Origin of the sequence: Pseudomonas sp. P105 (assembly GCF_032614175.1) — a bacterium.
Taxonomy (GTDB): domain Bacteria; phylum Pseudomonadota; class Gammaproteobacteria; order Pseudomonadales; family Pseudomonadaceae; genus Aquipseudomonas; species Aquipseudomonas rhizophila.
Map to the genome: position 1 here is coordinate 4,406,045 of NZ_CP126693.1, position 26,495 is coordinate 4,432,539.

Genomic DNA, 26,495 nt, shown 5'->3' on the forward strand with positions numbered 1-26,495 from the left:
AAGTAAAATTAGACATTGTCGACAATTGTCTAATAAGGGCCTCCTCCATAACCAAGTGCGTCGGATAAGCGGTTGCGTCCGGGCGGCGGTGGCGTCAGAAAACCACCGTGCTAGAATGCCGCCGCAATTTGCCGCTCTGCATCTATTAAGAGAAGGCAACCCAGGGAGCTTGTGCAGCAATGCCAGGGCCTGAACCGACGAACGGAACACTGTGCATCAGGATTTATGACACTCAAGCCCTTAACTGCTGTCCTTTGTTTCACGTGCCTGCCGGGGCTTGTCCTGGCGGGTGAAAAAACCGTGTACGGCCTCAATGAATACGCCGCCCTGCAGGGCATCGACCTGGAGGTTGCCGCCAAGTTGGACACCGGGGCCAAAACCGCTTCGCTCAGCGCCCGGGACATCAAGCGCTTCAAACGCGATGGCGAATCCTGGGTGCGTTTTTACCTGGCCATCGACGCGGCGCATTCGCACCCTATCGAACGTCCGCTGGCCCGTGTCAGCAAGATCAAACGCCGCGCCGGTGACTATGACCCCGAAGAAGGCAAGAACTACACGGCTCGGCCGGTCATCGAGCTGGACATCTGCATGGGCTCGGCCCTGCGCAGCATCGAAGTGAACCTCACCGACCGCAGCGCTTTCCAATACCCGCTACTGATCGGCTCCGAAGCCCTCAAACGCTTCGACGCGCTGGTCGACCCCAGTCTCAAATACGCTGCCGGCAAACCCGCCTGCGCCAATGCCGCTCAAACCGCAGAGTAATTCCAATGCGCTCTCTTACCCTCCATTTGAAAATGCTGATCGCCATCCTGGTGGTGCTGGGCCTGTCGGTGACGGCCTATCAGATTTTCGTGCTCGGCATTCCGGTGACCGAAGACGCCACCGACGACTTGTGGAACATCGACGCCAAGATCGAGTTCGTCCCCAATGCCAAGGATCCGGTGAAGATCCAGATGTTCGTGCCGCCGCTGAGCATGGACTACGTCAGCCTCAACGAGAGCTTCATCTCCAATAACTACGGTGTGGCGGTGAACCGGGTGGACGGTAACCGCAAGGTCACGTGGTCGGCCCGTCGGGCCAAGGGCAACCAGACCCTGTATTACCGCCTGGTGCTGACCAAGCGCTATACCTCGGAAAAATCCAAGATCAAGGGCCCGACCTTCCGCGACAGCATCGCCGTCGAGGGCCCCGAGAAGCTGGCCGCCGAAGCCCTGCTCGCGCCGATCCGCCAGCACTCGGCCGACGTCGAGACCTTCATCAGTGAAGCGATCAAACGGGTCAACAACCCCAACGACGACAACGTCAAGCTGCTGCTGGCTGGCGATCCGTCCATAGCCAGCAAGGCCAGAGTCGTCGAACTGGTGCTGTCTATCGCCCACGTGCCGGTGGAGAAGGTCCATACCATCCGCCTGGTTGCCGACCAACCGCAGTCGCCTGAACTGTGGCTGCGCAGTTTCAACGGCACCGACTGGCTGTATTTCAACCCGGATACCGCTGAGCGGGGCCTGCCCAGCGACCGTCTGCTGTGGTGGACCGGTGATGAAAACCTGATCACCGTCGATGGCGGCAAAAAAGCCACCGTCACCTTCACCATGAACAACAGCGAAATGAACGCCATTCGCCTGGCCAAGCTGACGGACGAAAACACCGACGCCAACTTCCTCGAATACTCGCTCTACGGCCTGCCGCTGCAAACCCAGCAAACGTTCATGATCATGGTGATGATCCCGATCGGCGTGCTGGTGATTCTGGTGCTGCGCAACCTGATCGGCCTGCAGACCCTGGGCACGTTCACACCGGTGTTGATCGCCCTGGCCTTCCGCGAAACCCAACTGGGCTTCGGCATCATCCTGTTTACAGTCATCACGACGCTGGGCCTGTCCCTGCGCTCCTATCTGGAACATCTCAAGCTGCAAATGCTGCCAAGGCTTTCGGTGGTGCTGACGTTCGTGGTGGTGCTGATCGCCGCCATCAGCCTGTTCAGCCACAAGCTGGGCCTGGAACGCGGGCTGTCGGTCGCGCTGTTCCCGATGGTGATTCTGACCATGACCATCGAACGCCTGTCCATTACCTGGGAAGAACGCGGCGCCAGCCACGCCATGAAGGTGGCCATCGGCACCCTGTTCGCCGCCGCCCTGGCGCACCTGATCATGAGCGTGCCGGAGCTGGTGTACTTCGTGTTCACCTTCCCGGCCATCCTGCTGATTCTGGTAGGTTTCATGCTGGCCATGGGTCGCTACCGCGGCTACCGCCTGACCGAGCTGGTACGGTTCAAGGCCTTCGTCAAGGCTGACTCATAATGTTCGGCCTGTGGAAGACCTGGAAGGCCCTGGAGGCCCGCGGCATCATGGGCATCAATCGGCGTAACGCCGACTATGTGCTCAAATACAACAAGCGCAGCCTGTACCCGATCGTCGATGACAAGATCATCACCAAGGAACGGGCCATCGCTGCCGGCATCCATGTGCCGGAGCTGTATGGGGTGATCTCCACCGAGAAGGAAATCGACAAGCTCGACGAGATCATCGGCGGGCGCACCGACTTCGTGATCAAGCCGGCCCAGGGCGCGGGTGGCGACGGCATCATCGTCATTGCCGACCGCTTCGAGGGCCGCTATCGCACGGTGTCCGGCAAGATCATCAGCCATGAAGAAATCGAACACCATGTGTCCAGCATCCTTACCGGTCTCTACTCCTTGGGTGGGCACCGGGACCGGGCGCTGATCGAATATCGCGTGACCCCGGACCAGATCTTCAAGAGCATCAGCTATGAAGGCGTGCCGGACATTCGCATCATCGTACTGATGGGCTATCCGGTGATGGCCATGCTGCGCTTGCCAACCCGCCAGTCCGGCGGCAAGGCCAACCTGCACCAGGGCGCCATCGGCGTGGGTGTCGACCTTGCCACCGGCCTGACCCTGCGCGGTACCTGGCTGAACAACATCATCACCAAACACCCTGACACCACCAACGCGGTGGACGGCGTGCAACTGCCCTACTGGGACGGCTTCATGAAACTGGCCGCCGGTTGCTATGAACTGTGCGGGCTGGGCTACATCGGCGTGGACATGGTGCTGGACCAGGAAAAAGGTCCGTTGATCCTGGAGCTCAACGCCCGACCGGGTCTGAACATCCAGATCGCCAACGACTGCGGCCTGACTCTGCGCACCCACGCGGTGGAAGCCCGCCTGGAAGAACTCAAGGCCCGTGGCGTGGTTGAAACCGTCGAGGAGCGCGTGGCGTTTGCCCAGGAGTTGTTTGGGCATATTCCGCCGGTTGAGGGTTGAGGGCTGAAACACCCCTGTGGCGAGGGGATTTATCCCCGCTGGGTTGCGAAGCAGCCCCAAACAGGCAGATGCAGTCAGCCTGATACACCGGGGTGGTAAGTTTTAGGGTTGCTGCGCAACCCAGCGGGGATAAATCCCCTCGCCACAAGGTGTTCACAGCCAAATGTTTCGATGGCCCCATACTTACTCATCTCCGACATCCCTCTAGGAGCAAATCCTACAGAGGGATTACAATCGCCACCCCGCCTGAACGGCTGACCCACCCCACCCATGTCAACCTGCTCTGTACACCCGCTGCCTTACCGCGCCAACCCCGCCGAGTATTTCGCGGTGATCCGCCATGCCCCGGGCAGTGTGCTGCTCGACAGCGGCCGGCCGAGTGCCGAACGCGGACGCTATGATTTGCTCAGTGCCTGGCCGCTGGAGCATCTGGCGGTACTGTCAGACGAGACCGGTGCCGATTTCCTGCAACGCTTGCGTATTCATCTGACGCAACTGGGGAGTGCTGTACTGCCGGCCTCGGTGCAATTGCCTTTCGCTGGCGGCCTGATCGGCTACCTGAGCTACGACTTCGGCCGACATCTCGAAACCCTGCCGTCCCACGCCAAAGACGATCTGCACCTGCCCGACGCGCGGTTCGGTGTGTACGACTGGGCGCTGGTCACCGACCATCAGGCCGGGACCAGCCAGTTAGTGTTTCACCCTCACTGCGCCGACAGCGAACGCCAACGCCTGATTGCGCTCTTCAGCCAGCCAACCTCAGCGCCTGTGACCGCCTTCAGCCTCGAAGCGCCCATGGCGCCCGACCTCAATAGCGATGCCTATCGACTGGCCTTCGAACGGATCCAAGCGTATATCCAGGCCGGCGACTGCTACCAGGTCAACTTTGCCCAGCGCTTCCGCGCCCCGTGCCAAGGCGATGCCTGGGCCGCCTATCAGGCGCTGCGGGCGGCTTGCCCGACGCCGTTTTCCGGCTTCCAGAGCTTGCCCGACGGCGGCGCGGTGCTGAGTCTGTCACCCGAGCGTTTCGTCAAAGTCAGCGAAGGTCATGTGGAGACCCGCCCGATCAAGGGCACCCGTCCACGCGGCGCAACCCCTGACGAAGACGCCGCACACGCCGCCGAGTTGCTGGCCAGCCCCAAGGACCGGGCGGAAAACCTGATGATTGTCGATCTGCTGCGCAACGACCTGGGCCGTACCTGCCGTATCGGCTCGGTGCGCGTGCCGGAGTTGTTCAGCCTGGAAAGCTACCCCAACGTCCACCATCTGGTCAGCAGCGTGACCGGCGAGCTGGCCGACGCCAAGGACGCCCTGGACTTGATCGCAGGCAGCTTCCCCGGCGGCTCGATCACCGGCGCACCGAAAATCCGCGCCATGCAGATCATCGACGAACTCGAACCGACCCGGCGCGGGCTGTATTGCGGCTCGTTGCTGTACCTGGACGTACGCGGAGAGATGGACAGTTCCATCGCCATCCGCAGCTTGCTGGTCAAGGATGGACAGGTGTGTTGCTGGGGCGGCGGCGGGATTGTCGCGGATTCGGATTGGCAGGCGGAGTATCAGGAGTCGATTACCAAGGTGCGGGTGTTGCTCGAAACTTTGCAGAACCTCTAAAAGCATCGAGGGCAAGCCCCTGACCAGGCCCAGAACCCTGTGGGAGCGAGCCTGCTCGCGATAGCGGTGTGCCAGTTGGCTCAAATGCTGCTGACCAACGCTATCGCGAGCAGGCTCGCTCCCACAGGGGGATTGGGTTTACAAGCTTAGATTTCGATTCGAAGCCTTGATGAACTCCTGCTTCAACTCAGCAAAACTGTGCACTGCCGGGAACTGCGGGAACTCTTGAATCACATTATCCGGCGCATGGAACAGAATCCCGGCATCGGCTTCACCCAGCATCGTGGTGTCATTGTAGGAATCCCCCGCCGCAATCACCCGGTAGTACAGGCTCTTGAAGGCCAATACCGACTGGCGCTTGGGATCTTTCTGACGCAGTTGGTATCCGGTTACCCGTCCGCTGTCATCGGTAATCAGACGATGGCAGAGCAACGTCGGGAAACCCAGCTGGCGCATCAGGGGTTGGGAGAATTCGTAAAAGGTGTCGGAAAGAATCACCACCTGGAAACGCTCGCGCAGCCAGTCGACGAACTCGATGGCGCCGTCCAGCGGCTTGAGGGTGGCGATGACTTCCTGAATATCGGAGAGCTTGAGGCCATGCTCATCAAGGATGCGCAACCGTTGCTTCATCAACACATCGTAGTCGGGAATGTCCCGCGTGGTCGCCCTGAGGGATTCAATACCGGTTTTTTCAGCGAAGGCGATCCAGATTTCCGGGACCAGCACACCTTCCAGGTCGAGACAGGCAATTTCCACAAGACACTCCCATTTTTTTGATGTTTACCGGTTGAGCGAACAAAAGGACTGCCGACTCTAGCCATTCGCCGATGCCTACGCAACGCACAGGAGCGCGCCAGCCCCGACAGCTTTTGTTACCATCAGCCCCATATAGAGCGCCCAGCGCCACCGACCTGTAGGAAGCCGCCCTGATGAGCCCATCGTTTGACGTCGTGGAACTCGCCACGACCTATGCCAACAAGTCCCCACAGGACATCCTCAAACTGGCCTTCGCCGAATTCGGCGATGACCTGTGGATATCTTTCAGCGGCGCCGAAGACGTGGTGCTGGTGGACATGGCCTGGAAGCTGAATAAGAACGTCAAGGTGTTCAGCCTCGACACCGGTCGCCTGCACCCGGAAACCTATCGGTTCATCGAACAGGTGCGCGAACACTACAAGATCGATATCGAACTGATCTCGCCGGACCCGGCGAAACTCGAGCCTTTCGTGAAGGAAAAAGGCCTGTTCAGCTTCTACAAGGACGGTCATGGTGAGTGCTGCGGCATTCGCAAGATCGAACCGCTGCGGCGCAAGCTGTCCGATGTCCGCGCCTGGGCCACCGGCCAGCGTCGCGATCAGAGCCCCGGCACCCGCAGCCAGGTGGCCGCACTGGAAATCGACACGGCGTTTTCCACTCCGGAACGCACCCTTTACAAATTCAACCCGCTGTCGCAGATGACCAGCGAAGAAGTCTGGGGCTACATCCGCATGCTGGAACTGCCCTACAACAGCCTGCATGAACGCGGCTTCATCAGCATCGGCTGCGAACCCTGCACCCGCCCGGTGCTGCCGAACCAGCACGAACGCGAAGGCCGCTGGTGGTGGGAAGAAGCCACGCAGAAAGAATGCGGGCTGCACGCCGGCAATATCATCAGCAAATCCAAGGCCTGAAAAAAACCACAGCGCCTATAAAAACCATGCGGACCGCAAGAACCTGCCATTTGTCCATTCCTATGGATAACATCTGCCGTTGATTGTAAAAACGGCCCGCCAGACCGGGCCGCCTGTTTGCGCTTATGGAAGAGGACAGCTCATGCGAATTCTTGTGGTCAACGTCAACACCACCGAATCCATCACCCGGGCCATCGCCCAACAAGCCCAGGCCGTGGCCGCGCCGGGCACCGAGATCGTCGGGCTCACGCCGTACTTCGGCGCCGACTCCATCGAAGGCAATTTCGAAAGCTACCTGGCCGCCATCGCGGTGATGGATCGGGTGATGGCCTACGATCAGCCGTTTGATGCGGTGATCCAGGCCGGTTACGGCGAACATGGGCGCGAAGGCTTGCAGGAACTGCTCAATGTACCGGTGGTGGACATCACCGACGCGGGCGCCAGCACCGCGATGTTCCTGGGCCACGCCTATTCGGTGGTCACCACCCTGGACCGCACCGTGCCACTGATCGAGGACCGCCTAAAGCTCTCCGGCCTGTTCGATCGCTGCGCCTCGGTACGTGCCAGTGGCCTGGCAGTGCTGGAGCTTGAGCAAGACCCGCAACGGGCGGTGGAAGCCATCGTGCAGCAGGCAGAACTGGCAGTCAGTCAGGACAAAGCCGAAGTGATCTGCCTGGGTTGCGGCGGCATGGCCGGGCTCGATGAGCAGATCCGCCAGCGCACCGGGGTGCCGGTGGTCGATGGCGTGACGGCGGCGGTGACCATTGCCGAAGCCCTGGTGCGGTTGGGCTTGTCCACCTCGAAAGTGCGCACCTATGCCACGCCTCGGCCCAAGACCATTATTGGCTGGCCGGGGCGGTTTGGGCGGTGAATTCACAGCTCTGAATCACATCGCCCCCATCGCGAGCAGGCTCGCTCCCACAGGGATTTTGGGTGGTCGCAACATGTGCGGTCGCCACAAAACCAATGTGGGAGCGAGCCTGCTCGCGATGGGGGGGGCGGCGCCTGATCCAGGCCATAAAAAAACGCCGTTCATGGGTAATACCATGAACGGCGTTCTGTTGTGCCGCGATGTGTCGTCAGGCCCACTCCAGCTCTGGCAAACCGCACAGGCCTGGCTGGAAGATCTTCAGGGAACGAATGATCGCGTCGGCATGGGCGTATTTTTCGTCGGCCATGGCCGAATCCGGAATGGCAATGGCAGTCATTCCCGCCGCTTTCGCCGCGGTCACCCCGAACGGTGAATCTTCGAATACCAGGCAATCGCGGGGTGCAACGCCCAGGCGTCGGGCGGCAGTGAGGAAGATATCCGGTGCCGGCTTCGCCGCGCCCACCTCTGGGTCATCCGCTGTGACGATGAAATCGAACAACGCGAACCAGTCCCGGTGCAGCGTGGTTTTCAGTGCAAACGACTGGCTCGACGAACTGGTGCCCACCGCAATCGGAACGTCATGGGCCTTCAAATGCCGCACCAGTTCTTCAGCACCGGGCATCGCCAGGGCGTGCGGAAAGCGTTCGCGCATCAAGGGCTCGCGGATCATCAGGAACTCTTCCGGGGTGATCGGCAACTCCAGCGCCTGAACGACATAGCGGGCCAGATCCCCGGCCCCACGTCCGATGATGTTCTGCTTGACGCTCCAATCAAACGTGCGCCCGTAACGCTCGGCGATGATGGAGGTCACCTCGGTGTAAATGCCCTCGGTGTCCAGCAACAGCCCATCCATGTCGAATATCACAGCTTTGATCGGGCCAAGCTCTTGCAGCGGTGCTTTCATCGCATCTGATCCGTTATCACAAGGTTCCAGAGATGGCTCAGGTTTGGCCAGAGCAACGTGTTCACCTTAAAGGATTCAGCAGGATAACGAGAGTGGCTTGGCACAGGCAACGGGAAATCTGTGTGGGCGACTGTTGCAGCGAGGGCACTTGCCCCCTCGCCGCAACAAGGATCAGGTTCAGATGATGAGCAATGCGTTATTGGCTGGAACCACTCGAACCGCCGTCATCGGAGCTACCACCGCTGTCGCTGGTTCCGGCCCCGGTTCCACTGCTGGAGGCATCGCCCCCCATGGAACTGCCGCCGCTCATTGAGCCGCTGCCCGTACCGGGACTGGTGCTGCTGCCACTGGCGTCGCTGCCATTATCGCCCTCCACGGAACCCGGCGGCAAAGCGCCTCCCGTGCCCGATGGCGTGCTGGCTTCCATCTCGGTGGAAGGTGGCATCCCGCCCTTATCTACGGGGGGATTGCCGCCCGAAGACTGGGCGAAAACCGCCATGGAATTGACCGACAGAATCCCGGCCAGGGTCAGCGCGGTCACATTTGATTTCATCATGGTGAGTCTCCCTTTTTAAGGTTACCTACCTGATGTGTGGCAATCGTGACTGGCCGATGGTGCCGATAAATCGACGGGCGGAACCGGCAATCAGCTCGGTTCGCCGGAGGCGTCGTTACCGGCAATGTCCGGATCGTCCGGGCTCGCCTCGATATCCTCATCCTCACTCGGCACCTGCTCTACCCCGGCGTCGTCGTCAGGCGGGCGCTGGTCCCGGCTCAGCGAGTCGGTTGGCGAGGGCAGCGGGTATTCCGGGGTTTCATCGTCGTCAGGGACAGGCGAATCGGCAGTCATGGCAACCTCCTGATGACGGGACAACACGTCATGCAGTTTTGAGAACACGGGCGGTCAGCTTGAGCGACTTCAATCGTAGGACTCGTCCTCGATCTCAGCGTCTTCCACCTCTTCACCCTCGATCAAGGGCACCTGGGCGTCGTCCATCAGCGAGCCGGGGTCTTCATTGCCCGGATCATTGACGAAAGGAACGCCCGACGGGCCTTTTTCTTCCGTACCTTCGGTTTCCGGCGTCATGACGCACCTCGCAATTGCTGATGGATGTATGAATTCGAGGTGCGCAGAGGGGAAACGTTCCGGGTAAATAACCCGGTAAAGAAAACGCCGGACAGCCCTGTGGCCAGACAACCCTGTGAGCAGATAAACCGCAAACCCATGGCGAACAAAAAACCCGGCTCACAGGCCGGGTCTTTCTCATCCAAACATGCGCTTAGCGATGTTTGTTCTTATGTTTGTGCTTGTGCTTCTTACCACCCGAATGACCATCGTTGTCATTGGACAGGTTGCTACCCAATGCACCACCCGCCGCGCCACCAATACCTGCGCCAATGGTGGAGCCCGTCGAGCCGCCCAGGCTGTTACCGACAATCGAACCGCCGGCCGACCCCAAACCACCGCCAATGGCCGCTTCCGTACGGCTGCCCTTACGCGCCCCCACCGCACTGCCGGCTGCACCACCGACACCGGCGCCAATGGCCGCGCCTGTGCTGCCGCCCATCTGTTGGCCGACTACGTTACCCAACGCACCGCCCAGACCACCGCCAACCGCAGCAGTACCGTCACCGGCAGCCATCGCGCCTTGAGCAACCACAAGCCCAAGCACCAAGGTGGATAAAGTCAAACGCATGATAGAAACCTCAAGAATGCCGCATCGGGGAAAGATGGCCGGTACGCGCGGGCGTCAGTCTACGCCAGATAGCGTCGGGCCATGTCACTTGGACAACAAACGGAGGGGTAGTTTTATGACAGGCAAAAAAAAGCCCGCTGGGGAAACGGGCAGGTACTGCGGTTACTGCTTTCTAACGGATGAGCCAAGATTACGCGCCCGCTTGTGAAAGAAACGTGAAAGAAACCGTCGTGAAAAAAAAGATGAAGAATATTTATGCCAGAGGCTGGAATGGTGTCGTGGCGGGGAGCTTGCTCCCTCGCCACGATGACAGGACTGAATTGTAGAGTTGCAACGTTACTTCCTGACCGGGACCCTGGGCAGGAACTTGGCCTTTTCCCCTCGCGGCACTTTGGACACCTTGGTCCTGATGGATTTGATCGGCTCGTCGCCAAAGTCCGCCCTATAGGCCGATTGCCCACACTGCAAACCTTCATTGATCGGATATGCGGCTCCGTTATCCTCGCTGTACGGTGCTCCCATCGCCTTTCCCCTTTTCGTCGAGGCCCACACCGGCAACAACCCGTTGCCTGAAAAATATAGGCCTTCACGACTTTCAGACTAGTCGGTCATCAAAGGACTGATTATTCAGGCAAGCGTCTGGCCGACGAATGGAGCTGCGTGACTTGCCCACGGACCGCTTTATTCAATCCGCCCCGCCATCGCGCGGCTCAAGATCCGGGAAACCTGATCGGCCGAATAGGGCTTGGATAGAAACTCGAAATCTTCATGGCCACGGTGGGCCAGCTCCTCGCTATAACCCGACGTCAGGACCACCGGCAGATCCGGGCGGCGCCGGCGCAGTGCCTTGGCCAGGGCAATGCCGCTGATGCCGGGCATGACGACGTCGGAAAATACCGCGTCGAACGCCATCGCATCCGGGCCAACCATATCCAGAGCCTCCTCGGCGTTGGTCGCCCAGGCCGTTTCGTAGCCCAGATCCTGCAGGATCTGATTGGCAAAACGCCCGACCTCCAGGTTGTCCTCCACGATCAACACCCGACGCTTGCCCTTTTCCAGCAGCAGGGGCGTGGTTTCCTCCCGGTTGGGCTCATCAATCTCTTCGGGCTCGACTTCCGGCAGGTACAAGGTAAACACCGTCCCCTCCCCGACCACGGTCGAAACATCCACGTTGCCGCCAGACTGTTTGGCAAAACCGAACACCTGGGACAACCCCAGCCCGGTGCCCTTGCCCACTTCCTTAGTGGTAAAGAACGGCTCGAAAATATGCTCCAGGACTTCTGCCGCAATGCCGGTGCCGGTGTCCGCCAGGGCAATGGCGGCAAAAGACTGCCCGGCTCCCGCGTGACCTCGGATCGGCGGCATGCCAGCACCGCCAATGAGCCGCAGCGACAACGTGCCTTGCCCATCCATGGCATCCCTGGCATTGAGGGCCATGTTGATCAGCGCCGTTTCAAACTGGCTCAAGTCAGCGCGGATGTAACAAGGCCGGTCGCTCAGCTCGACCTTGACCTGAATCCGCGCCCCCGTGACGGTCTGCAGCATGTCGCCGAGGCTTTGCACCTGCTTGCCCACATCGATGACTTGCGGTTTCAACGGCTGACGCCGGGCGAAGGCGAGCAACTGGCTGGTCAGCTTGGCGGCACGCTCCACCGTCTCGGAAACCGCCGTCATGTAGCGGTTGCGCCGCTCATCGGACAGATTGGGCATGCGCAGAAAGTCGACGGAGGAACGAATGATCGTCAGCAGGTTGTTGAAGTCGTGGGCCACCCCGCCGGTGAGCTGGCCGATGGCTTCAAGTTTCTGCGACTGGCGCAGGGCCGCTTCGGTCTGTTTCAGGCGCGTGGTGCGTTCCTCGACCCGCTCCTCCAGTGTCGCGTTCAGTTCCGCCAGGGCCGCGAGCCCCTCGCGCACGGCGGCGTCCGCGCGGGTCCGCTCGATGTGAGCCCAGGATCGTTCGGTCACTTCCATCAGCAGCGCCAGATCGTTGCTGGACCAGACCCGCGGCGTTTTGTCGTGGATGGCCATCAATGCGGTCAAACGTCCGTTCTTGATCAGCGGCACGCAAATGGTCGCTGCGATACCGATCGCCTGGAACGTCGCCGCTTCCTCGGGCGCCAGCTCCTTGAGGTTATCGTTGACCACCAGGGGTTTGCCAGCCCGCAGGTTGGCAACCGCCAGCCGACCGAAATCCGCCAGTCGGTAATGCCCGACAATACTGGGTGACCCCGCCCGAGCCCAATCACCGCGAATGGTGAAGCCATCCTCGTCCTCATCCATATCCGCATAGGCGCAATTGGACAGGTTCAGGTGCGCCGCCAGAATCCGCGTGGTGGTGGCCATGATGGCCTGTGGGTCGGTGGCATTCGCCACGGCATTGCCAATGGCATCCAGCACCGCCAGGCGCTGGGTCATGAACACCGTGGAAGTGGTCTCGGTGACGGTGTCCAGCATGCCCACGACCTTGCCGAACTGATCACGGATGGGGCTGTAGCAGAACGTGAAATACGCCTGTTCCAGGCCGCCGCCACGCTCGATGATCAGGGGGAAATTCTCGATATAAGTCGCCTGCCCCTCGAAGGCCGCCCGCACAATCGGGCCGATGTCGCTCCAGACTTCCTTCCACACCTCATCGAACCGCCGACCCAGCGCTTGGGGTTTATTGCCGAGGATGGGCACGAAGGCATCGTTGTACAACGTGATCAGTTCCGGCCCCCACACGATGGCCTGGGGGAAATGCGAGGCGAGGCTCAACGCTACGGTGGTCTTCAGCACATCGGGCCACTGTTTCGGCGGCCCGAGCGGGCTGGCGTCCCAATCGTGGCCGCGTACCCGTTCAGCCATCTCTCCATAGCTTTGCAGCCAGTCTGTCATTGCGATCGATCCTTCTCAGCCGCCAATACAATCAGGGGGAAGCGGTTGTGACCCCAAGCCGGGCCGTATTATCCCGCGCCGGAGGGGAATGCGCGATTGGATTGTGGGACGTGTAGGGCTGTAAATGGGGGTGGAATGGCGGAATTGGCTGATTGAGCTACGGAAATGTCCCACATGTCATTGGGAAACCTCCGCGCTATCAATCCCTTGCGTAGTTTTTGCGGGGGTCTCTATAGTCGTGCAGCGCCCAGATGCCGACTGCATCCTCAGCCTTCTCCGTGCCGGAGGTACGAAATGCTTGCTACGACTTCGAACGTAAAACCCTCCACGACGCTACTGGCGGACAGCTTCTGGATGAAGATTTGGCAGAGTGGAGCTTTGAGCATCCAGGAAGCCGAAAGGCGGGCGCTGGGCTCGCAACGTTTAAAAGAGGCCTACTCGTCGGTACCCTTCTACGCCAAGAAGGCCGCTCGAGACTCGCAGTTCTGGAGCAAATTTTACGCGAGCCGCGTGAATTCGTAGAGAACGGTCATCTCACAGGGATTTTCTATTAACAATAATGAAAATCTCGCCCCATTCCTTCCCTGGCTACGCCCGTGGCTACTGCTCCTCTCCTCCATGGCATTTACCCACCAGAAGACGTAAGTGATAGCTCTGGTGAGTTGTAGGACATACAGCTCGAGCGCTGACGACTAAGGCACCGTCCTACATATGATTGGGAATCCCCTTCCCTATCAATCCCTTGCGTATTTTTTGTGGTGGCGCCTATAGTCTGGGCGTCGCCCAAAATGGCGACCGGGTTTGGCGACTCGATTGACACAAGTGCAACGGTGCTTTCTGCTGTGGCAGGAGCACCCTTGTGCCCACAGAACTGCTTTATGGCAGCTGTGCACGGGAGACCTTCGGGTCTGCCGGCTGCTTGTGTCTCCGGTTCGCCAACCTGTGTACAGCTGTCACCCTTCGTTTGGCGACGAAGTGTGACAGTTCACTCATGACACAAGGAATTGATATGAACCAATACATGAGCCTTACCAGCAACGCCGACGACCAACCCCTCTACGTCGATACTTGCGCCCCGCTACACATCCTGCTCGATGCAGCCGCCTACCGAATCCGTGCCGCTACTCAGTTTCTTGAGAATATTGCGATGCGCGATGAGCAGAGCGCTGATCCCGCGACTCTTCAGGATTTGGCACAGCTTTGCTGCATTCCGCTGCGTGACGGTTGCGACGTGATGGATGTGATTGCCAGGCGGCTGGATGCGGCGCCGGCGGGATCCGTTCTATAGGCCACAAAGCCCCTGGTTCTAAACGAATCCGGGGCTTTCATTTACCACCACCTAACGCGATACCGGCACCGCTAGTAATGTAGTAGTAAGTAGAGGAATCTCCATTGACTCAAACAGCGGTTGATAGCGTCGAGGCTAAGGTCCGCAGGCTTGCTAAAGCCCATGATGTCACTGCTGAACTTGACGACATGAGTCGTATGGCCGTGACCATTACCCGTATGGCTGGCGATGTTGTCGAGTTGGACGACATCGAACGGTTGCTCGTCAACCTCAAGAGGAAAGGCGTTCTGAGCAAGTCAGAAATCCTGACGCTTCAGGGCGAGTTCCTTCAGGAGAAGAAGCGCGTCAAGAAACGTTTTGAGATCAAGTGAGTAGATGGTCGGGCCAGTCTGCTGCAGGTCCTATACATGAGAGCTGATCTACGACTATTCAGAAAATTTGAGCCGCGCGAAAGCCTGGTCACGCGAGACTATCAATTCAAACTCGTCATCCAAAAAAATTATTGTTGGTAGTAAAGCTCTCGAGCCTCCTCTCTCAGGCGCATAGCTTTTTCGTGATTGGTTTCGCTACCCTTATTCTTGATCACCGTCACGCCCGGGACTTTCGGTTTCAGGCTGTCAAGGTACTCCTCCTGAGCCCTTAAGCGTCGCTTGATACGACCATCCCTTGTATCTTCATCAGCGGAATCCCGGACTACAATCGGAGAGTTACGAGAGGAATCCCGATCCACGCTTAGTTTTTTTTGCTGCCCAGATGATGGTTTGATGGGCTCCCCCATGTTGTTGATTTTCAGCTCTTGTAGCTCTGCGCTCCCACTTGCGGTTCCGCACCCGAAGTTCGAGAAAATCACGTGGCCATCCGGGGTGATGCATTTGTAAACATCCGCAGCTTGGACGATAGAGCTAAAAAGTGCCGCCGATACCAAGAGCGAAGCCCATTTCATGATATCCCTCCAAGAAAGCTGAACGTCACAGCAAACTGCTGTGACGCGCCCAACATCCGAACCTAATCGTAAAAAGTGCAGTTGCATTGATGATAGCCGAATGATAAAAATTTCTGCCGTGCGCGCGGTAGATTGAGCAAGCAGGGTAATTTTTCGGCCGGCGGCTTAGTTGAACTTGCCGAGGTAAGTGATAGCTACTGTGCTTTCCGGCAAACGCACTACAGGTTCAACTTGAGTGGAACTTGAACGTCGATCGCCCCAGATGGCATCCAGACCGACCATGATGAAGTGGGTGAATTCGGCCGCTTTGGAACTTACCAGCGCTCTCTCTTCTGGGCAGCGAATTTTCGTGATGACATCTTCTAGGCTGCCGGGAAATTCAACGAAATCCGGGTCCATGTGGAACTCCAGTTCCTCGGCCAATCGCCAGGTCGGATTGCGGTCTTCCCATGCGGAATACTCGGCCTCGGTTGCGCTTTCGGGAGGCTCTGACTCCCACTGTTCGAATACATACTGTTGCGCCTCGGCGTCACTGACGAAGGTCGCGCCGAATAGATGAAAGGGCCAGTAACCATCTTGCATGGCAAGGTCTCGGATCTTGAGGGATTGGTAGGGATGATAGCCGGGAAGTGATAAGTGGTCAGTTGATCAGCCAAGATGCCCCATGACGAAAGCAGCACTCGCCCCCAAAGCAGTCTGCGAGATTCCCTCACACCGGGTATGTCTTGAGTTATGAAGCTGCTTTGTCAGAAACGCTCAATCCCTAACGATAAGACGCATTTGCTCCCCCTCTGGTAAACCGTCGTTTTCTCGACAAGGTAGCCTGAAATCCCCACTAGTTGCCGGTCAAGAGTCTCAGACCGGACGCGCCGTAGCGACAATGTCGCAGCTCAAGAACCCTTCGTTCACAAGCACAACAGCTTCATCACCTTGTGAAAGAATCACGAAATAGCAAGTTTCGAAGACGATCTCGACGCCTAACTCTCAGACAAGTCGAAGATCAGTTGAGTACTAGGACCGGCCCGCCCTACCGCAGGACATATGGATAAGCGCCGATCTACGATTATCCAGCGCAGTGCGTTCTTCAATGGCAAAGGGCAAAAAGCCCAGTTTCGGATAAAGCAGCAACCCCGCCGTATTTTCATTGAAACAGGAGATATGCACCTCTGAAGCGTCATAGCGGTCGAAAGCCAGCGCTGTCATTGTCTTCACAATGAAGCTCGCCACGCCTTTACCTCGTGCCTGTTGAGCGACGATGACATTGCCAATACAACAAACCCCACCCATTTCAGCTCGATAGAAGTTGGCAAAACCGACGACGTTATTTCCCCTTTCAAAAATCGTTGAGTCAGATCGTTGGTTAATCGCGTCAGACAGCTGAACCTCAGTCAGAGGGTATTGAGCTTTCGGGAACATATAAAACAGTTCCCGAGCGTCCTGGGGAAAACTGCAGATGGTTTTGATGTCATCAACCATCACTGGCCTGTATCGCAATGTCATCGCACGTCCTTGAGATTCATACGCTTGGTTTTAGCCCTGCTCGACTCGCCTGACCGAAGCTGCCCGCCCCATCAGCGGGCAGCCTGCAGGTTTCAGGACTTCGTCAGCGGATCGCTGATACCCAGCAGATAGAAGCCGATCATGCCGATGATACCGGCCAGGACGATGTAGTACAGCGTCGGCAGCATGGTTTTGCGCAGGGTGATGCCTTCGCGACCCAGCAGGCCGACTGTCGCCGACGCCGCCACCACGTTGTGGATGGCGATCATGTTACCGGCCGCCGCGCCTACCGATTGCAACGCCACCATCAGCGCGCCAGAGATGCCCAACAGTTGCGCGGTATTGAACTGGAACTGCGCCAGCATCAGGTTGGACACGGTGTTGGAGCCGGCGATGAATGCGCCCAGTGCGCCCACCGCCGGGGCGAAGAACGGGTACACGCTGCCGACACTGTCTGCGACCAGACGCGCCATTGCCACCGGCATCGACACCAGGTCCGATCCATTCACCCCTGAGTTGATCAGGATACGCACCATCGGGATGGTGAAGATCAACACGAAACCGGCGCCCAGCAAGGTTTTGCTCGATTCGCTCACGGCCGCTACCAATTCGCTGGCGCGCATGCGGTGCAAGAAGAATGTCATCAGCGCCACCACGCAGAGCAAACCACCTGGCAGGTAGAGCAATTCCAGGCTGGCGGACACGCCCGTCTCACCCAGAATGTCTTTGGCCCCGAAGCTCAGGGACAGCAGCCAGGCCTTGAGCGGTGGAATGTTGCGCGACAGCACCAACAACACGGCCAGCAGCACATAGGGTGCCCAGGCCATGGGGACGGAAATCGCTTTTTTGCCGGCCATGTCGTCGAGCTTCATCTCGATCCTGCCCATCCACTCCGCTGGCCACTCGCTGGCCGGGGCAAAATCCCAGGTGGTCTTGGGCAACAGGAAGCGCGCTTTGGCAGCCGGGATCACAATGCTCAGGCCCACCAGGGCACCAATCATCGAAGGGAATTCCGGACCGAGGAACACCCCAGCGGCGGCGTAAGGGATGACGAAGGCGAGGCCAGTGAAGATCGCAAACGGCGCCATGACCAGGCCTTCGCGCCAGGATTGGTTCTTGCCGAAGAAGCGGGTCATGATGCTGATCATGATCAGCGGCATGAGAATCCCGCAAAGGGCATGGATGATCGCCACCCGCGAGACGATCAAATGGAAGAACACGTCCCAGTTGCTGCCCACAGCAGCCAGTTGCGCGCCAAGACCGGTCTGGTCAAGGCCGCCTGTGACCCCGACCACCATGGGCGTGCCGACGGCACCAAAAGACACCGGCGTGGACTGCACCAGCATGCCGAGTACCACCGCGGCCATGGCCGGGAAGCCCAGCGCGACCATCAACGGCGCGACTACCGCCGCAGGTGTGCCAAAGCCCGAAGCGCCCTCGATGAAGCAGCCGAACAGCCAGGCCACGATCAGCGCCTGGACCCGACGGTCCGGGCTGATATTGGCAAAGCCACGGCGAATGGAGCTGATGCCGCCGGAATGCTTGAGGGTGTTGAGCAACAGAATGGCACCGAAAACAATCCACAGAATCGCCGCCGTCAGGACGAGGCCCTGCAGCGAGGACGCCAGGACCCGATTCAACGTCATGTCCCAGGCCCCGAGGCCGATCAGCGCCGTCAGTACGAAGACCACGGGCATGGCGTATTTGGCTGGCCAGCGAAAGCCGATCAGTAACACGCCCGCCAGTACCAGCGGCACGAAGGCCAGGATGGACAGCAGTGTTTGACTCATGGTTTTGGTTCCTTTTTATTGTTGTGAACCACAGTTTGCCGGGGGTATCCGGCGCCACGCATCCAGAGCACAGGTGCTCCGCGAACCGCGTCGACAGGGGATCACCCATCGCCGCGCTCATGCTCAAGGGCCCCGGCAGCCATGGGCTGTCGGGGCCTGTTGTATTACGCCCCCGCTAAAGCAGGGGCTTTCGGGGTTGCGGTCACGATGTACACCGCAGCACCCTCGACGATTGAAGAGCGTGCCTCCCTCAGGCCTGTTGCTTGAACCGCAGTCGCCAGGCGTGCAGCAGCGGTTCGGTGTAGCCACTGGGTTGCTCGCGGCCCTTGAACACCAGGTCGCAGGCGGCCTGGAACGCCATCGAGGCGGCATAGTCATCGGCCATCGGGCGATACAGCGGATCGCCAGCGTTCTGCTGATCGACCACCTTGGCCATGCGCTCAAGGCTTGCGCGCACCTGAGCTTGGCTAACGACGTTGTGGTGCAGCCAGTTAGCAATGTGTTGGCTGGAAATACGCAGGGTGGCGCGGTCCTCCATCAGGCCGACGTTGTGGATATCCGGCACTTTGGAGCAACCCACGCCCTGCTCGACCCAGCGCACCACATAACCGAGGATGCCCTGGCAGTTGTTGTCCAGCTCTTGCTGGATCTGGCTGGCGTTCCAGTCAGGCTCGGCCACCACCGGCACGCTGAGCAGGCCATTGAGCAGGTCGTCGCGCTGACTGTTGAGGTCGATGGCTTCCAGCTCGCGCTGCACCGCCTGCACATCCACTTGGTGGTAGTGCAAGGCATGCAAGGTGGCGGCGGTCGGCGACGGGACCCAGGCCGTATTGGCGCCGGCCTGGGGATGGGCGATCTTCTGCTCGAGCATGGCGGCCATCAGATCCGGCATGGCCCACATCCCCTTGCCAATCTGCGCCCGACCACGCAGACCGCAGCTCAAGCCAACCAGCACGTTGTTGCGCTCGTAGGCCTGGATCCAGGCGCTGCTCTTCATGTCGCCCTTGCGCAGCATCGCGCCGGCCTCCATGGCGGTGTGCATCTCATCACCGGTGCGGTCGAGGAAGCCGGTGTTGATGAAGGCCACCCGCGCCGCCGCGCTGGCGATACACGCCTTGAGGTTGATACTGGTGCGGCGCTCTTCGTCCATGATCCCCATCTTCAGGGTGTGCCGGGGCAAGTGCAGCAGGTCTTCGATGCGCGTGAACAACTGATCGGCAAAGGCCACTTCAGCCGGGCCGTGCATCTTCGGCTTGACGATATAGATACTGCCTGTACGCGAGTTACCGTGGCGCTGGAGGTCATGCAGGGCGATCAAGCTGGTCATCACGCCGTCGAGGATGCCTTCGGGGATCTCGTGGCCTTCGCCGTCGAGGATCGCCGGGTTGCTCATCAGGTGCCCGACGTTGCGCACAAACAGCAACGAACGGCCGTGCAGCTTCAACGCACCGCCAGCGGCAGCGGTGTACTCGCGGTCCGGGTTGAGACGGCGCACGATAGACTTGCCGCCCTTTTCCAGCGCTTCGCTGAGGTCGCCTTTCATCAGGCCGAGCCAGTTGCGGTAGATCAGCACTTTATCGGCCGCATCGACCGCCGCGACGGAGTCTTCGCAGTCGAGAATGGTCGACAGCGCGGACTCCACCAGCAGATCCTTGACCCCTGCGCCATCGCTGGCGCCGATCGGGCTGCCGGCATCGATCTGGATTTCCACGTGCAGGCCGTTGTTTTTCAGCAGCACCGCTGTCGGCGCTCTGGCCTGGCCCTGATAACCGACGAACTTGTCGGCCTGGGCCAAACCGGTCTGGGTGCCGTCAGCCAGGGTCACCTGCAGTTGCCCCTCACTGACTCGGTAATTGACCGAGTAGGCATGCGAGCCCATGCGTAAAGGCGCGGCCTGATCGAGAAACGCGCGGGCGAAGGCGATGACTTTGTCACCACGCACCTGGTTGTAGCCCGGGCCCTTTTGAGCACCACCGTCTTCAGCGATGGCATCGGTGCCGTACAACGCATCGTACAAAGAACCCCAGCGCGCATTGGCGGCGTTCAACGCGTAGCGGGCATTCATCATCGGCACCACCAGCTGTGGACCGGCCTGGTGGGTGATCTCGCTGTCAACGTTGGCGGTGCTGACCCGCACCGTGTCAGGCTGCGGCAACAGGTAGCCGATGGACTCGAGAAAATCGCGATACGCCGGCATGTCGCTGATCGGGCCTGGGTGCGCGCGGTGCCAGCTGTCCAGCTTCGCCTGCAGCGCATCGCGCTCGGCCAGCAGCGCACGATTGTGCGGCGCCAGGTCATGCACCAGGACGTCGAAGCCGGCCCAGAACGCCTCGCGTTCAATCCCGGTGCCGGGCAGCACTTGCTCGTCGACGAAACGTTGCAGGTTGACGGCCACTTGCAGGCGCTGGCAGTTCACGCGATCAGTCATTTTCACTCTCCAAAAAACAGTAGGTGGCCGGCGTCAGATGTCAGCGCGGCTCACTGAACAAGCGCCTAGCCCTTGTAATCAACCCAGTGCGGCGATACCGGCTTTGGCCACTTGGGCGTCCTGATCGGCCTTGACCCCGGAAACGCCCACCGCGCCAATCACCTGGCCGTCGACAATCACCGGCACGCCACCTTCCAGCGAAGTCAGCAGCGGCGCGGACAGGAACGCGCTACGCCCGCCATTGACCATGTCTTCATAACCTTTGGTTTCACGACGCCCGATGGCGGCGCTGCGGGCCTTCTCGGCGGCGATGTAGGCGGCGATCGGTGAGCAGCCATCCAGGCGTTCCAGGGCCAGCGGATGCCCGCCGTCGTCGACCACGCTGATGCTCACGGCCCAGTGATTTTTCTCCGCTTCACTGCGGGCAGCGGCGAGGATTTTGCTGACTTCGGTCTGGCTCAATACGGCTTTGCTAAGCATGCTGTTCTCCGGTTAATTCAGGGCTTCTTCGACCAGTTCGATCCAATGCCGCACAGGGGTGCGACCGGCGCCGTCGAGGTGGGTCTGGCAGCCGATGTTGGCGGTGACAATCGCCTGCGGCTTACCGCTTTCCAGGGCATTGAGTTTGTTGTCGCGCAACTGCCTGGACAGCTGCGGCTGGGTTAACGAATAGGTCCCGGCGGAGCCGCAACACAGGTGACTGTCGGGCACAGCCGTCAAACCGAACCCGAGGCGAGCGAGCACGCTTTCCACGGCGCCCCCCAGCTTCTGCGCATGCTGCAGAGTGCAGGGGCAATGGAAAGCCACGCGCTTGTCGGCATGCACACCCAGTTGCTCCAGAGGTTCGACGCTGAGCACTTCAACCAGGTCTTTGGCCAGCGTACTGACGCGCCTGGCTTTCTCGGCGTAGGCCGGATCCTGCGCAAACAGATGGCCGTAATCCTTGACGAAGGCGCCGCAGCCGCTGGCGGTCTGCACAATGGCCTCGGCACCCTGCTCAATGGCGGGCCACCAGGCATCGATGTTGCGCCGCGCACGCTGCAAGCCTTGCTCTTGGGCGTCGAGGTGGTAGTCCACTGCGCCGCAGCAACCGGCTTCATTGATCGGCGTGACGCTGATGCCGAGGCGATCGAGCACCCGCGCCGTGGCGGCATTGGTGTTAGGTGCCAGGCCAGGCTGCACACAGCCCTCAAGCATCAGCACACGGCGTGCATGGCGTGGCTCGGGGCGGGGTTTGGCGGCACTGGCAGTACGCGGCAATTTGGCCTTGAGGCTGGCCGGCAACAGCGGACGGAAAACCTGGCCAACCTCAATCAGCCCTTTGAACAGCCGCGCATGAGGCACCACGGCACGCAGGCTTTGACGCAATACGCGCTGAGCCAGCGGGCGCGGAACGGCGGCATCGACTACCGCGCGGCCGATATCCAGCAGATTGTGGTACTGCACGCCCGACGGGCAGGTGGTCTCACAGTTGCGACAGCTCAGACAGCGATCCAGGTGCAGTTGGGTCTTGGCCGTGACTTCGTTGCCTTCCAGCACTTGCTTGATCAGGTAAATGCGCCCGCGCGGGCCGTCCAGCTCATCACCGATAAGCTGGTAGGTCGGGCAGGTGGCGTTGCAAAAGCCGCAATGCACACAGCTGCGCAGGACGCGTTCGGCTTCCTCGGCGCGCGGCAGGTGCTTGGCCTGTTCACTCAGATGGGTCTGCACAACTACACCTCGCGATACATTCGGCCAGGGTTGAAAATGCCCTGGGGGTCAAGCTGGGTTTTGAGCTGTTGGTGGTAGCGCAGCAACGGGGTGGCCAGCGGATGGAATGGACTGTCGCAGTGGCCGGCGGTGAAACAGGTGGCGTGGCCACCGGCTTGGGCGGCGATCTGGCGGATCAGCGCGACATCGGCATCGGACTTGAGCCAGCGTTGGGCGCCTCCCCAGTCGATCAGTTGCTCACCGGGCAGCGCCAACACGTCGGTGTTGGTCGGCACCGACAATCGCCAGAGCGGGCGCGGGTCTGCGAAGAAATCCAGGCGTTGCTCGCGCAGGTCAACCCAGTACGAGCTCTCAAGCAGCTCACCGCCGAGACGCTCGCGGGCCGCTGCGACCGAGCCTTCACCACCTTCCAGGCGCAGGTGCAAAGCCTGACCATCATGGCTGGCGGCGCTCAGCGAAATGGGTTGCTGACCCCACTCGGCCAGTTTGCGCAAAGCCAGCGCGGCGTCCATCTCCAGCCGCAGACTCAGGCACTGGCGCGGCTTGGGCAGCACTTTGAGCGACACCTCGGTAATCACTCCCAGGCAGCCAAAGCTCCCGGCCAGCAGCCGCGACAGGTCGTAGCCGGCGACGTTCTTCATCACCTCGCCGCCAAAGCGCAGGTGCTTGCCCGTTCCGGTGATCAAGCGGGTGCCCAGGACCAGGTCACGAACCGCGCCGGACCAAGGCCGGCGCGGGCCCGAAAGACCTGCCGCAACCATCCCGCCGAGGGTCGCGGCGCCACCAAATTGCGCAGGCTCGCAGGTGAGCATCTGTCCGGCCGCGTCCAGCGCCGCCTCCAGCTCAACCAGCGGCGTGCCGGCGCGGGCGGTGATCACCAACTCGGTCGGGTCGTAGCTGACGATGCCGCGGTGGGCACGGGTATCGAGCACTTCGCCTTCGGCCTTGCGACCGAGAAACGCCTTGCTGTTACCCCCCTGAATGCGCAACGCCGTAGCACTGTTGAGGGCGTGATTGACTTGTTCCAGCAACGCCTCGCTGGCGTCGCAGTCGTGCTGCATCACCATCAGAAGCGCTCCAGTTCAGGAAAGGGCAGTTGGCCGTGGTGCACGTGCATGGCGCCGAATTCGGCGCAGCGGTGCAGAGTCGGAATGTTCTTGCCGGGGTTGAGCAGGCCGCGCGGGTCGAAGGCTGCTTTCACCGCGTGAAACAGGGTCAGTTCGTCACTGTTGAACTGAACGCACATCTGATTGATCTTCTCGCGCCCCACACCATGTTCGCCGGTAATGCTGCCGCCCACCTTGACGCAGAGTTCGAGAATCTTGCCGCCCAGGGACTCGGCCCGCTCCAGCTCGCCGGGTTGGTTGGCATCAAACAGAATCAATGGGTGCATATTGCCGTCACCGGCATGGAACACGTTGGCCACACGCAGGCCGAACGCCTCGGACAGCTCACTGATGCCCTTGAGCACCCCGGGCAGTTCGCGACGTGGAATGGTGCCGTCCATGCAGTAATAGTCCGGCGAGATACGCCCGACGGCCGGGAAGGCGTTCTTGCGCCCGGCCCAAAACTTGACCCGTTCAACCTCATCGCGAGCCATGCGCACTTCGGTGGCGCCGGCCTCGCCCAGCACCGCGCGGACACGCTCGCAGTCGTCGTGCACGTCGGCCTCCACACCGTCCAGTTCGCACAGCAGGATGGCCTCGGCGTCCACCGGATAACCGGCGTGAATAAAGTCCTCGGCGGCGCGAATGGCCAGGTTGTCCATCATCTCCAGGCCGCCGGGGATGATGCCGGCCGCAATGATTTCACCCACCGCGCGCCCGGCTTTCTCCACCGAATCAAAGCTGGCCAGCAACACCTTGGCCACCTGCGGCTTGGGCAGCAGCTTGACCGTGACTTCAGTGATGATCCCCAGCATGCCTTCGGAGCCGGTGAACAAGGCGAGCAGGTCGAAGCCGGGCGAATCCAGGGCCTCGCTGCCCAAGGTCATGCGCTCGCCTTCAACTGTGAGGATTTCCACCTTGAGCAGGTTGTGCACGGTCAGGCCATATTTGAGGCAGTGCACGCCTCCGGCGTTCTCGGCGACGTTACCGCCAATCGAACAGGCGATCTGCGAGGATGGGTCCGGTGCGTAATACAGGTCGTAGGGGGCGGCCGCCTGGGAGATGGCCAGGTTGCGAACGCCCGGCTGAACGCGAGCGAAGCGCCCTTCTGGATTGACTTCAAGGATGTGCTTGAAGCGCGCCATCACCAGCAAAATCCCCTGGACCAATGGCAGTGCACCACCGGACAAGCCCGTCCCTGCCCCGCGTGCCACCACGGGCACACGGCGTTGATAACAGAGTTTGAGCAGGCGTTCGACTTGTTCGATGCGCTCCGGCAATACCACCAGCATCGGCGTGGTGGTGTAGGCAGAGAGCCCGTCGCACTCGTAGGGTTTGAGGTCTTCCTGGGTGTGCAGCACTTCCAGGTCAGGAAGCTGCTGGCGCAGTTCCGCCAGCAGCGCTGACTTGTCCACTTCAGGCAGCGCCCCATCAACGCGCTCGTCGTACAAAATACTCATGGCAGGCTTTCTCGCTTTATTGTTCTTTTGTGCCGCGCCGGTAGCGAGCCGGGCTGCTTGTTATGCGCTATATGTAGAGCCTTGCAGGGTGGTCGTCTATCACCGGATGAACTGGTATGACCAGTTTATTCAAGCCCGCCTCTAACCCGTATTTGCCAAGGGCCTTACTTATAAAGGGGTTAGTGGCTATATTGGGCGCAGCGTAAATGACCATATAAAACTGGTACTACCAGTTAGCCGAGGCCCCTGACATGCTCGAAGAAACATCCGCCGTTCGCCGCCAGGTCAGTGATGTGGTCGCCGAGCGGATCGAACGATTGATCGTCGATGGCGTGCTCAAGGTGGGCCAGGCGCTGCCCTCGGAGCGCCGCCTGTGCGAAAAACTGGGAATATCCCGCTCGGCCCTGCGTGAAGGGCTGAAAGTGCTACGCGGGCGCGGCATTATCGAGACCGCCCAAGGCCGTGACTCACGGGTGGCCACGCTGAATGGGAACCGCGATGCCAGCCCACTGATGCACCTGTTCAATTCGCAGCCGCGCACCCTGTTTGATCTTCTGGAAGTGCGCGCACTGCTGGAAGCCGAATCAGCACGCCTGGCCGCCTTGCGCGGCACCGATGCAGACTTTGTCCTGCTCACCCGGCGCTACGAAGAAATGCTCGCCGCCCACAGCCAACCCGTACCTGCCGAGCCGCGCGAACATGCCCGCCTCGACCACGCCTTCCACCTGGCGATCTGCGAGGCCTCGCACAACCCGGTGTTGCTGCACACCCTGCAGTCGTTGACCGATTTGATGCTCAGTACTGTGTTCGCCTCGGTCAACAACCTCTACCATCGCCCGATGCAAAAACGCCAGATCGACCGCCAGCACACCCGGCTCTATCACGCCGTCATCGAGCGCCTGCCAGAACAAGCTCAGCGCGCTGCGCGCGAACACATCCACAGCATCCGCGACAACCTCAAGGAGATCGAACAGGAAGAGCAACGCCTGGTACGTGCGACCATGCGGCTTGAGGGTTGGGGGTAGGTTTCTGGGCAGTAAGGCCGGCTGGGAAGCGCAAAATCACTGCCAGGCTTCACACCAAACTGTCACCATCATCCAAGACTTTGCAAACCGAGTAGAAAAGTATGAATCGTCGTAAAAAAATAAATCAGTTACTGAAAGCTCACGCAAAAAAGGCGAGTGCCAAACTGGCCCCGCCGAAGAAATCCAAATACATCAGTAAGGCTGACCGGTTAAAACTGGCTGCTGAACCCGCTCCAGAGTCAGTCATAACCCCTGAGAGCTGAGTCTTCGATCTTAAGCGCCAGTCGCATCAGCAATGGCGGTGAAAGTGGGGCTGCTGCGCAGCCCAG

27 protein-coding genes are annotated in these 26,495 nt (G+C 60.2%); 11 read left to right on the forward strand and 16 right to left on the reverse strand.

Annotation, left to right across the window (positions count from 1 at the left end):
- Window positions 1–225: 225 nt before the first annotated feature.
- The 4 genes from QOM08_RS19645 to pabB all read left to right on the forward strand — a co-directional run bounded on the left by QOM08_RS19645 (window position 226) and on the right by pabB (window position 4,900).
- Complete coding sequence (locus tag QOM08_RS19645; RefSeq protein WP_047228276.1) at window positions 226–762, forward strand: ATP-dependent zinc protease; 537 nt, start codon at window positions 226–228, stop codon at window positions 760–762.
- A gap of 5 nt (window positions 763–767) precedes the next feature.
- A complete protein-coding gene (locus tag QOM08_RS19650; protein ID WP_047228275.1) occupies window positions 768–2,300 on the forward strand; it encodes an inactive transglutaminase family protein in 1,533 nt (510 codons plus the stop codon).
- Window positions 2,300–3,286, forward strand: a complete 987-nt coding sequence (locus QOM08_RS19655; RefSeq protein WP_047228274.1) for an alpha-L-glutamate ligase-like protein — start codon at window positions 2,300–2,302, stop codon at window positions 3,284–3,286. Before QOM08_RS19650 ends, QOM08_RS19655 begins: the two co-directional genes overlap by 1 nt.
- A 270-nt stretch (window positions 3,287–3,556) precedes the next feature.
- A complete protein-coding gene (gene pabB / locus QOM08_RS19660) occupies window positions 3,557–4,900 on the forward strand; it encodes an aminodeoxychorismate synthase component I (RefSeq protein ID WP_047228273.1) in 1,344 nt (447 codons plus the stop codon).
- A gap of 138 nt (window positions 4,901–5,038) precedes the next feature.
- Here pabB and thrH read toward each other — a convergent pair whose 3' ends face one another.
- Window positions 5,039–5,656 (reverse strand): bifunctional phosphoserine phosphatase/homoserine phosphotransferase ThrH, encoded by a 618-nt coding sequence (thrH, locus tag QOM08_RS19665; protein ID WP_047228272.1) that lies wholly within the window; start codon window positions 5,654–5,656, stop codon window positions 5,039–5,041.
- Between the two features lie 173 nt (window positions 5,657–5,829).
- Here thrH and QOM08_RS19670 point away from each other — a divergent pair, with 173 nt between their 5' ends.
- Complete coding sequence (locus tag QOM08_RS19670; RefSeq protein WP_047228271.1) at window positions 5,830–6,570, forward strand: phosphoadenylyl-sulfate reductase; 741 nt, start codon at window positions 5,830–5,832, stop codon at window positions 6,568–6,570.
- Between the two features lie 142 nt (window positions 6,571–6,712).
- Window positions 6,713–7,441: an aspartate/glutamate racemase family protein gene (locus QOM08_RS19675; RefSeq protein WP_076383859.1), complete on the forward strand. Its 729-nt coding sequence runs from the start codon at window positions 6,713–6,715 to the stop codon at window positions 7,439–7,441.
- A gap of 208 nt (window positions 7,442–7,649) precedes the next feature.
- Here QOM08_RS19675 and QOM08_RS19680 read toward each other — a convergent pair whose 3' ends face one another.
- The 6 genes from QOM08_RS19680 to QOM08_RS19710 form a co-directional block, all read right to left on the reverse strand.
- Window positions 7,650–8,345 carry an HAD-IA family hydrolase gene (locus QOM08_RS19680; protein WP_316912026.1) on the reverse strand — a complete coding sequence of 232 codons (696 nt, stop codon included), beginning with the start codon at window positions 8,343–8,345 and terminating at the stop codon, window positions 7,650–7,652.
- Window positions 8,346–8,541: 196 nt separating this feature from the next.
- Window positions 8,542–8,901, reverse strand: coding sequence for a hypothetical protein (locus tag QOM08_RS19685; RefSeq protein WP_316912027.1), 360 nt, complete (start codon window positions 8,899–8,901; stop codon window positions 8,542–8,544).
- 90 nt (window positions 8,902–8,991) lie between these two features.
- Window positions 8,992–9,195 (reverse strand): hypothetical protein, encoded by a 204-nt coding sequence (locus tag QOM08_RS19690; protein WP_076383858.1) that lies wholly within the window; start codon window positions 9,193–9,195, stop codon window positions 8,992–8,994.
- A 69-nt stretch (window positions 9,196–9,264) separates the two neighbouring features.
- Entirely contained in the window at window positions 9,265–9,432 is a 168-nt protein-coding gene (locus QOM08_RS19695) for a hypothetical protein (RefSeq protein WP_171061338.1), read from the reverse strand.
- Between the two features lie 193 nt (window positions 9,433–9,625).
- Window positions 9,626–10,042 (reverse strand): glycine zipper domain-containing protein, encoded by a 417-nt coding sequence (locus tag QOM08_RS19700; protein ID WP_047228264.1) that lies wholly within the window; start codon window positions 10,040–10,042, stop codon window positions 9,626–9,628.
- 681 nt (window positions 10,043–10,723) lie between these two features.
- Window positions 10,724–12,916 carry a response regulator gene (locus QOM08_RS19710; RefSeq protein ID WP_274090945.1) on the reverse strand — a complete coding sequence of 731 codons (2,193 nt, stop codon included), beginning with the start codon at window positions 12,914–12,916 and terminating at the stop codon, window positions 10,724–10,726.
- Between the two features lie 251 nt (window positions 12,917–13,167).
- Between QOM08_RS19710 and QOM08_RS29185 the strand changes: the two genes are divergently transcribed.
- From QOM08_RS29185 to QOM08_RS19720, 3 genes are all read left to right on the forward strand, one after another.
- The gene (locus tag QOM08_RS29185; RefSeq protein ID WP_196304608.1) at window positions 13,168–13,470 is read left to right on the forward strand and encodes a hypothetical protein; all 303 of its coding nucleotides are present in this window, start codon (window positions 13,168–13,170) and stop codon (window positions 13,468–13,470) included.
- A 455-nt stretch (window positions 13,471–13,925) separates the two neighbouring features.
- Window positions 13,926–14,204, forward strand: coding sequence for a hypothetical protein (locus QOM08_RS19715; protein WP_047228260.1), 279 nt, complete (start codon window positions 13,926–13,928; stop codon window positions 14,202–14,204).
- A gap of 104 nt (window positions 14,205–14,308) precedes the next feature.
- Window positions 14,309–14,575, forward strand: coding sequence for a hypothetical protein (locus QOM08_RS19720; protein WP_047228259.1), 267 nt, complete (start codon window positions 14,309–14,311; stop codon window positions 14,573–14,575).
- A gap of 128 nt (window positions 14,576–14,703) precedes the next feature.
- On the opposite strand, the gene QOM08_RS19725 is transcribed toward QOM08_RS19720, so the two are convergent.
- From QOM08_RS19725 to glcD, 9 genes are all read right to left on the reverse strand, one after another.
- The gene (locus tag QOM08_RS19725) at window positions 14,704–15,147 is read right to left on the reverse strand and encodes a DUF4124 domain-containing protein (protein WP_047228258.1); all 444 of its coding nucleotides are present in this window, start codon (window positions 15,145–15,147) and stop codon (window positions 14,704–14,706) included.
- Window positions 15,148–15,312: 165 nt separating this feature from the next.
- Window positions 15,313–15,729: a hypothetical protein gene (locus tag QOM08_RS19730; RefSeq protein ID WP_047228257.1), complete on the reverse strand. Its 417-nt coding sequence runs from the start codon at window positions 15,727–15,729 to the stop codon at window positions 15,313–15,315.
- Between the two features lie 429 nt (window positions 15,730–16,158).
- On the reverse strand, window positions 16,159–16,647 hold the full coding sequence (locus QOM08_RS19735) for a GNAT family N-acetyltransferase (RefSeq protein WP_047228256.1): 489 nt from the start codon (window positions 16,645–16,647) through the stop codon (window positions 16,159–16,161).
- Between the two features lie 92 nt (window positions 16,648–16,739).
- Window positions 16,740–18,437 carry an L-lactate permease gene (locus QOM08_RS19740; RefSeq protein WP_047228255.1) on the reverse strand — a complete coding sequence of 566 codons (1,698 nt, stop codon included), beginning with the start codon at window positions 18,435–18,437 and terminating at the stop codon, window positions 16,740–16,742.
- Between the two features lie 250 nt (window positions 18,438–18,687).
- A complete protein-coding gene (locus tag QOM08_RS19745; protein ID WP_316912028.1) occupies window positions 18,688–20,865 on the reverse strand; it encodes a malate synthase G in 2,178 nt (725 codons plus the stop codon).
- 78 nt (window positions 20,866–20,943) lie between these two features.
- On the reverse strand, window positions 20,944–21,345 hold the full coding sequence (locus QOM08_RS19750; RefSeq protein ID WP_047228253.1) for a heme-binding protein: 402 nt from the start codon (window positions 21,343–21,345) through the stop codon (window positions 20,944–20,946).
- 12 nt (window positions 21,346–21,357) lie between these two features.
- Window positions 21,358–22,575 carry a glycolate oxidase subunit GlcF gene (glcF, locus tag QOM08_RS19755; RefSeq protein WP_316912029.1) on the reverse strand — a complete coding sequence of 406 codons (1,218 nt, stop codon included), beginning with the start codon at window positions 22,573–22,575 and terminating at the stop codon, window positions 21,358–21,360.
- A gap of 2 nt (window positions 22,576–22,577) precedes the next feature.
- On the reverse strand, window positions 22,578–23,636 hold the full coding sequence (gene glcE / locus QOM08_RS19760; protein WP_171061339.1) for a glycolate oxidase subunit GlcE: 1,059 nt from the start codon (window positions 23,634–23,636) through the stop codon (window positions 22,578–22,580).
- A 5-nt stretch (window positions 23,637–23,641) separates the two neighbouring features.
- Entirely contained in the window at window positions 23,642–25,141 is a 1,500-nt protein-coding gene (gene glcD / locus QOM08_RS19765; protein WP_047228251.1) for a glycolate oxidase subunit GlcD, read from the reverse strand.
- A gap of 251 nt (window positions 25,142–25,392) precedes the next feature.
- Between glcD and glcC the strand changes: the two genes are divergently transcribed.
- Window positions 25,393–26,166 (forward strand): transcriptional regulator GlcC, encoded by a 774-nt coding sequence (gene glcC / locus QOM08_RS19770; RefSeq protein WP_047228250.1) that lies wholly within the window; start codon window positions 25,393–25,395, stop codon window positions 26,164–26,166.
- A 101-nt stretch (window positions 26,167–26,267) separates the two neighbouring features.
- Window positions 26,268–26,429 carry a DUF2986 domain-containing protein gene (locus QOM08_RS19775; RefSeq protein ID WP_076383854.1) on the forward strand — a complete coding sequence of 54 codons (162 nt, stop codon included), beginning with the start codon at window positions 26,268–26,270 and terminating at the stop codon, window positions 26,427–26,429.
- Window positions 26,430–26,495: the final 66 nt, after the last annotated feature.

Coding starts and splice junctions, on each gene's coding strand:
- QOM08_RS19710 (WP_274090945.1), bottom strand. CDS start 12,916: ATGACAGACTGGCTGCAAAGCTATGGAGAGATGGCTGAACGGGTACGC.
- QOM08_RS19715 (WP_047228260.1), top strand. CDS start 13,926: ATGAACCAATACATGAGCCTTACCAGCAACGCCGACGACCAACCCCTC.
- QOM08_RS29185 (WP_196304608.1), top strand. CDS start 13,168: ATGCCGACTGCATCCTCAGCCTTCTCCGTGCCGGAGGTACGAAATGCT.
- QOM08_RS19645 (WP_047228276.1), top strand. CDS start 226: ATGACACTCAAGCCCTTAACTGCTGTCCTTTGTTTCACGTGCCTGCCG.
- QOM08_RS19725 (WP_047228258.1), bottom strand. CDS start 15,147: ATGAAATGGGCTTCGCTCTTGGTATCGGCGGCACTTTTTAGCTCTATC.
- QOM08_RS19745 (WP_316912028.1), bottom strand. CDS start 20,865: ATGACTGATCGCGTGAACTGCCAGCGCCTGCAAGTGGCCGTCAACCTG.
- QOM08_RS19750 (WP_047228253.1), bottom strand. CDS start 21,345: ATGCTTAGCAAAGCCGTATTGAGCCAGACCGAAGTCAGCAAAATCCTC.
- glcC (WP_047228250.1), top strand. CDS start 25,393: ATGCTCGAAGAAACATCCGCCGTTCGCCGCCAGGTCAGTGATGTGGTC.
- QOM08_RS19680 (WP_316912026.1), bottom strand. CDS start 8,345: ATGAAAGCACCGCTGCAAGAGCTTGGCCCGATCAAAGCTGTGATATTC.
- glcE (WP_171061339.1), bottom strand. CDS start 23,636: ATGCAGCACGACTGCGACGCCAGCGAGGCGTTGCTGGAACAAGTCAAT.
- QOM08_RS19655 (WP_047228274.1), top strand. CDS start 2,300: ATGTTCGGCCTGTGGAAGACCTGGAAGGCCCTGGAGGCCCGCGGCATC.
- QOM08_RS19740 (WP_047228255.1), bottom strand. CDS start 18,437: ATGAGTCAAACACTGCTGTCCATCCTGGCCTTCGTGCCGCTGGTACTG.
- QOM08_RS19735 (WP_047228256.1), bottom strand. CDS start 16,647: ATGACATTGCGATACAGGCCAGTGATGGTTGATGACATCAAAACCATC.
- QOM08_RS19775 (WP_076383854.1), top strand. CDS start 26,268: ATGAATCGTCGTAAAAAAATAAATCAGTTACTGAAAGCTCACGCAAAA.
- QOM08_RS19690 (WP_076383858.1), bottom strand. CDS start 9,195: ATGACTGCCGATTCGCCTGTCCCTGACGACGATGAAACCCCGGAATAC.
- QOM08_RS19670 (WP_047228271.1), top strand. CDS start 5,830: ATGAGCCCATCGTTTGACGTCGTGGAACTCGCCACGACCTATGCCAAC.
- QOM08_RS19685 (WP_316912027.1), bottom strand. CDS start 8,901: ATGATGAAATCAAATGTGACCGCGCTGACCCTGGCCGGGATTCTGTCG.
- QOM08_RS19695 (WP_171061338.1), bottom strand. CDS start 9,432: ATGACGCCGGAAACCGAAGGTACGGAAGAAAAAGGCCCGTCGGGCGTT.
- pabB (WP_047228273.1), top strand. CDS start 3,557: ATGTCAACCTGCTCTGTACACCCGCTGCCTTACCGCGCCAACCCCGCC.
- QOM08_RS19650 (WP_047228275.1), top strand. CDS start 768: ATGCGCTCTCTTACCCTCCATTTGAAAATGCTGATCGCCATCCTGGTG.
- glcD (WP_047228251.1), bottom strand. CDS start 25,141: ATGAGTATTTTGTACGACGAGCGCGTTGATGGGGCGCTGCCTGAAGTG.
- QOM08_RS19700 (WP_047228264.1), bottom strand. CDS start 10,042: ATGCGTTTGACTTTATCCACCTTGGTGCTTGGGCTTGTGGTTGCTCAA.
- QOM08_RS19675 (WP_076383859.1), top strand. CDS start 6,713: ATGCGAATTCTTGTGGTCAACGTCAACACCACCGAATCCATCACCCGG.
- QOM08_RS19730 (WP_047228257.1), bottom strand. CDS start 15,729: ATGCAAGATGGTTACTGGCCCTTTCATCTATTCGGCGCGACCTTCGTC.